This window comes from Streptomyces sp. NPDC038213 (assembly GCF_055600495.1).
In genome coordinates, this window is record NZ_JBVJYM010000063.1 from 1 (window position 1) to 5,880 (window position 5,880).

Genomic DNA, 5,880 nt, shown 5'->3' on the forward strand with positions numbered 1-5,880 from the left:
GGGGGATGGAGGGCGGTGGGGGGTTGGGGGCTGGGGTGGGTGAGGTGGGTGAGGTGGGTGAGGTGGGTGCAGTGGGTGGGGGGACATGTGGTCCGGGGGGTGGGGGGCCAGGGCGTCGGCCGGGTGTGTGGGTGGGGGGATGGGTGTGGTGGTGGGGGTGGGTGAGGTGGGTGAGGGAGGGGGTTGGGGTGGGGTGGGGGGTTGGGTGCGGGTGGTGGTCAGGAGGTGGAGGTATTCGGCGCAGGGGACGTCCATGTTGACCACGTACGCGGCTGCCTGGGAGAGGGCCAGCGGGTGGCGGCCGAGGCGCTCTGCGAGGACTGTCACCCGGTCGTCCAGGAGGTGGGGGCGGCCCGCGCCGGTGAGCCGGGTGCGGAGGTAGGCCACGGCTTCGGCCGGACTGTACGCGTCGATGTCCACGACCGCCCGGCCGCGGCCCGGCGGCACCGCGTCCCGGTGGCGCGTGGTGGCCAGGACCCGTCCGGAACCGGTCGGGGACGCGGGGGGCCACCAGCGGCCGAGGCCGTCGGGGTCGGCCAGGTCGTCCAGTACCACCAGCCAGGTGTGGGGGGTGGTGGCCAGCCAGTCGAGGAAGGCGAGGGCGTCGGCCTCGGCGTCCGTACCGGCGGTGCCGGGCACGCGGATCCGGCGCGCGGCGCGCGCGTAGCCGGCGGGGACGCGGTCCGGCTCGGCCGCGTTCACCCAGACGACCAGGTCGGTGCCGTCGGCCAGGGCCTGGTGGGCGTAGGCGGCGGCCAGTTGGGACTTGCCGACTCCGCCGTCGCCCGCGAGCACCTGGGTGAGGACGACTGCGGGGTGGCCGGCGCGAGCCCGGTCGATGCGCTCGCAGAGGATGCGGCGGCGCTGGTAAGCGGGGGCTAGTGGGGGGAGGGTGCCGATGAGGAGGGGGTGGGGAGGGTGGTGGGGGTGGTGGGGAGAGGGAGGGTGGGGAGCTGGAGGTCGGGGGTGGTGCGGGTGGGGTGGTTGGGGGGATTCGGGGTGGGGGTTTCGGGTGGTGGGTGAGGTGCGGTTGTGGGGGGTCGGCTGGGGGGCGTTCTCGTCGCCGAAGGGGCAGCCGGAAGGTGGGGGCGGGGCTCCGTCTGCGTCCGGGAGGGGGTCGGGGGCTGGGGCTGCGGGGCCGCGACGCGGGGTGCGGGGGCCGCGGCGGCGGGCCAGCCACTTCATGCGGGCCGCGCGGGGTGTCGGGGGGCGGGCGGGGGTGGGGGCGTGAGCGCGGATGGCGCTGGCGGGGGTGGAGCGGACGCGGGTGGTGGGGGCGTGGGCTGAGGTGGGGGCGGCGGGACGGGGCGGGTGCGCGGGACCGTGCGGGTGCTCGGGTGGGCCCGCGTTCTCGTACCGGCGGCTTCCCTTGTCGCTTCGGTCTCCCCCGTCATGTCCGTTCTCCCCTGACGTCCGGTACCGGCTGCCACCCGGGGTATATGCCCCGGCCCTGCGGGCCGCCACTCCCGGGGGCGCAGTCCCGGCCACGGGGCGGGGCGGGCTCGGCGCGTTCTCGTCGCTCTGCGGCGGCGGGCCCGGCTGCCGGTGGGTGAGGGCGGGCCTGGGCGGGGGCGGGGGCGGGTTGGTCACGTATACATTGCGCTGTTTGGGGGTATTTTCGTGTTATGGACATTTTCGTGGACATTGTGTGGTTCCTGGCTGTGGGAATCGCCATTGTGGTGTTCCTGTTGCTGGGCTTCTGGCTGGGCCAGCGAGTGCGGGACCGCGAGCCGGCTCCCCCGTCCGTAGAGAGCCACCCGCGGCTGCCCGTGGGCGGCCAGGCGGAGATCTGCGAGGACAGGGAGTACGTCGACTTCCCCGAGGGCGGCCTGCGGCCGCACGAGTTCCAGGGGTACGGGAACTTCGGCTCGCGCAGCGCCAGCAGTGCCCGCAGCACCACCGGTGAGGACGGCACCCCGGCGTCCGCTCCCCCGCCGCCGCAGGCGGGCCGGCCGACCCCGGAGGAGGAGGACCGCAGCCGCCGGTTCGGCACGCCGGGCCGCTTCAGGCCGGCCTGACGGACCGAACGGATCCGGGCCCGCCCCGGACTGAAAGGCACCGCGCGGGAGTTGGGCCCGGCGCCTTCCAGGTCCGGGGCGGTGCCTTGTCCGACGGCGGGGTGCTCGTCGGGCCAGGGGTCCGGGTCCGGGGGGGGTATCCGGGTGTGGGGGGTATTTGGGTGGGGGTACTGGAGCCGGGTCAGTCGGTCCCCGTTACGCCGTGTTGCGTTTGCGTGGGGATGCGGTCTTCTTTGCCGTTGTCGCCGTCGCCTTTTTTCCTGCTGCCGAGGTCGGCTTCGGGTTCTTCGCCGTCGCCTTCGCCGTCGTCTTCACCGTCTTGACCGTCTTCGTCGCTGCGGCCGTCTTCTTCGCTGCCGACTTCGACGTGGTCGCCGTCGACTTGGTCGACTTCGCCGTCGCCTTCTTGCGTGACGCGCCCGCCGACGCCGATGCCGACGCCGTCGTCTTCTTGCCGCCCACCGCCTTCGGCGCCCGCGTCGTGCGCGGTGTCCGCGGTGCCCGCAGGGGGGTCACCTCGGCGTCTTCCGTACCGGTGTCCGCCGCCGCCCTGCCGCCCCCGCCCCCGGCGCCGCCGACCCCGTCGACCGTCTCGCCGCGCGACTCCCTGGCCGCCCGTACGCTCCGCTCCAGGGCCGCCATCAGGTCGATCACCTGTCCGCCCCGTTCCCCGTCCGCCGCCTCCGGCGCCGGGGCCTCCCCCGAGGCCTTCGAGGCGATGAGGGCTTCCACGGCCGTGCGGTAGTCGTCGTGGAGGGATTCGATCTCCACCGTGCCCAGCGTGGCCATCAGTGCGTCGGCGAGGTCGAGCTCGGCCTCCCGTACGCTCACCTCGCCCTCCGGAGCCACGCCCTCCGGGGCCCGGATCTCGTCCGGCCAGAGCAGACCGTGCATCGCGATGACGTCGTCCACCACGCGCAGCATGCCGAGCCGCTCGCGGCCCCGCAGGGCGAATTTGGCGATCGCGACCTTCCGGCTGCGCTTGAGGGCCTCGCGCAGGAGGGTGTACGGCTTGGCGGCCGGCACGCCGTTGGCCGCCAGGTAGTACGCGGCGTCCATCTGGAGCGGGTCGATCTCGTCGGCGGGGACGAAGGCGACGATCTCGATCGTCTTGGCGGTGGGCAGCGGGAGGGACGCCAGGTCCTCGTCCGTGATGGGGATGATCGAGCCGTCGGGCTCCTCGTAGCCTTTGCCGATCTCCTGGGAGCCGAGCTCCTCACCGTCCAGCTCGCACACCTTGCGGTAGCGGACCCGGCCGCCGTCGGCGGTGTGGATCTGGCGGAAGGAGATCGAGTGGTTCTCGGTGGCGTTCACCAGCTTGATCGGGATGCTGACCAGTCCGAAGGAGATGGCACCGTTCCAGATGGATCGCACGACGGGGTCCTTTCGCGGGCGTTTCGTTCCCTTCGTGCCCTTTCGCGCCCCCCATGGCAATCTCATCGTATGACGCCGATCACAGACGTGGAGGGGCGTCGCCTCGCGCTCAGCAATCTGGACAAGGTCCTCTACCCGGAGACCGGCTTCACCAAGGGCGAGGTGCTGCACTACTACGCCACCGTGGCGGGGGCCATGCTGCCCCATATCCACGACCGGCCGCTGTCCTTCCTCCGGTATCCGGACGGGGCCGACGGGCAGCTCTTCTTCACGAAGAATCCGCCGCCCGGCACACCCGCCTGGGTGACGACCACGCCCGTGCCGCGCTCGGAGGACCAGCGGGCCCGGCAGGTGGTGGTGTCCGACCTGCCGGGGCTGATCTGGGCCGCGAACCTGGTCGTGGAGTTCCACACCCCGCAGTGGCCCGCCGGCTCCCCCGGGCTCGCCGACCGGCTGGTCTTCGACCTCGATCCGGGCGAGCCGGCGACGGTGGTCGAGTGCTGTGCGGTCGCGCTGTGGCTGCGGGAGCGGCTGGACGCCGACGGTCTGCACGCGTACGCGAAGACCTCCGGGTCCAAGGGGCTCCACCTGTCCGTACCGCTGGATCCGCCCGCGCCGTCCGCGGAGGCCTCCGCGTACGCGAAGGGGCTCGCACAGGAGGCGGAACGGGAGCTGCCGGAACTCGTCGTGCACCGGATGGCGAGGGCGCTGCGGCCGGGGAAGGTCTTCGTGGACCACAGCCAGAACGCCGCCGCGAAGACCACGGCCGCCCCGTACACCCTCCGGGCGCGCGCCCGGCAGACGGCCTCGGCGCCCGTCTCCTGGGCGGAGGTCGCGGACTGCCGGGAGCCGGGGGCGATGGAGTTCCTGGCCGGGGACGTGGTGGCACGGCTGGAACGGGACGGGGATCTGTTCGGGCCGGTGGCGGGGGGTGGCTGGGTGGGGGGTGGTGGGGGTGGGAGTGGGGGGCGTGTGGGGCGCGGTGAGGGTGGGGGGCGTGGGGGTAGCGGTGAGGGTGCGGGGCGTGGTCGGCGGGCGGGGCGTGGCATGGGTGGGCCGTTGCCTGGGGGGTCTGCGTGATCCGGGTGGCGCTGGCGGCGCCGGTGCGGGAGCTTCCGCGGGGGCACGGACTGGCGTACGAGCCCAAGTTCGACGGGCACCGGCTGGTGATCGTCCGTACGGCGACGGACGTGGTGCTCCAGGCGCGTTCCGGGCGGATCGTGACCGCCGCCTTCCCCGACCTGGCGGCCGCGGCACGGCAGCTGCCCGCCGAGACCACCCTCGACGGCGAGGTGGTGGTGTGGCACGCGGGACGTACGGACTTCGCGCTCGTACAGCGGCGGGCGGCCGCGGCCACGGCGGCGCGGGCGGCGGTCCTGGCGCGGACGCTGCCGGCCTCGTACGCGGCCTTCGACGTGCTGACCCTGGCGGGGCTGGACCTGCGGGGGCGGCCGTACGAGCGGCGGCGGGGGCTGCTGGTCGACCTGCTGCTGCCGCTGGGGCCGCCGCTGCAGCCGGTACCGATGACCACGGACCCGGAGTTGGCCGCCACCTGGTACGAGACCCTGCCCGCGAGCGGGATCGAGGGGCTGGTCATCAAACGGCTGGACCAGTCGTACCCGGAGGGGCGGCGGGGCTGGCGCAAACTGCGGCACACGGACACCACCGATGCGGCGGCCATCGGCTGGACGGGCCCGGCCCGGCGGCCGACGAGCCTCGTGCTCGTCCTGCCCGGCGACGACACCCCGGTGGTCTCCAGCCCGCTGCCGGCCGCTTTGCGGGCGGAGGCGGCGGGGGTGGTGGGGGGTGCGGGGGCGGTGGGCGGAGGTGGGGGTTCGCGTGGGGGTGGTGGGGGTGGTGGGGGTGGTGGGGGTGGTGGGGGTGGTGGGGGTGGTGGGGGGACTGTGACCGCTATTGGGCTGGGTGAGGTGCCGTACCACCTGCTGGATCCGCCCGTGCTGGTGGAGGTCCGCCACACGACGACGCGGCATCCGCCACCGGAGGTGATCCGGTTTCGGGGGGACGGGTGAGCGAGGGGGTACGGGGTGTCTACGCGGTCCGGGTCTCCTCCCCTGGCCCGGGAGGCGCTGACTGGTCTTAGCCCACCACCCTCGTGAGGGGTCAGACCGGGCCCGGGGGGGGCGTCTCGACCTGGCTATCCAGACTCGGGAGGGGCTGCCCCCTGTCCGACGAAGGAGGCCTTGAGCCGCGCGGTCACACCACCCCGATTTCCCTCCCGACCTCGTTATCCAGCCCCGTCGGGGGTCCCCTGACCCGGATCATCCAGCCTCGCCAGGGGGACCCCGGACGAAGTCTGGGGGAGTTTGAGGCGCGGGGTCTGGGGCGGAGCCCCAGTTTCGGGAAGGGGCGGGTAGGGGACCTCGCTCCGCGCGGCGGCCCCCGCTACCCCCGGCCCACCGTGTCGCCCCTTACCCGGGTCGGGATGGCTCTCCGGTGTCTGCTCGCATGTCTGACTGTGCGGCCGTCC

Annotated in this window: 4 protein-coding genes and 1 pseudogene; 3 read left to right on the forward strand and 2 right to left on the reverse strand. The window is 74.0% G+C overall.

From position 1 onward, the window contains the following. Positions 1 to 795, reverse strand: a pseudogene (locus ACZ7JZ_RS35765) (hypothetical protein); the annotation flags it as partial. 830 nt (positions 796 to 1,625) lie between these two features. Here ACZ7JZ_RS35765 and ACZ7JZ_RS35770 point away from each other — a divergent pair. Next, positions 1,626 to 2,018, forward strand: coding sequence for a DUF6479 family protein (locus ACZ7JZ_RS35770; protein ID WP_470947287.1), 393 nt, complete (start codon positions 1,626 to 1,628; stop codon positions 2,016 to 2,018). Positions 2,019 to 2,213: 195 nt separating this feature from the next. On the opposite strand, the gene ku is transcribed toward ACZ7JZ_RS35770, so the two are convergent. After that, the gene (gene ku, locus ACZ7JZ_RS35775; protein WP_470947290.1) at positions 2,214 to 3,392 is read right to left on the reverse strand and encodes a non-homologous end joining protein Ku; all 1,179 of its coding nucleotides are present in this window, start codon (positions 3,390 to 3,392) and stop codon (positions 2,214 to 2,216) included. A gap of 69 nt (positions 3,393 to 3,461) precedes the next feature. Between ku and ligD the strand changes: the two genes are divergently transcribed. Beyond that, positions 3,462 to 4,472: a non-homologous end-joining DNA ligase gene (ligD, locus tag ACZ7JZ_RS35780; RefSeq protein WP_470947293.1), complete on the forward strand. Its 1,011-nt coding sequence runs from the start codon at positions 3,462 to 3,464 to the stop codon at positions 4,470 to 4,472. Continuing rightward, positions 4,472 to 5,422 (forward strand): ATP-dependent DNA ligase, encoded by a 951-nt coding sequence (locus ACZ7JZ_RS35785; protein WP_470947295.1) that lies wholly within the window; start codon positions 4,472 to 4,474, stop codon positions 5,420 to 5,422. The genes ligD and ACZ7JZ_RS35785 overlap by 1 nt, the downstream gene beginning before the upstream one ends. The last annotated feature ends 458 nt before the right edge of the window (positions 5,423 to 5,880 follow it).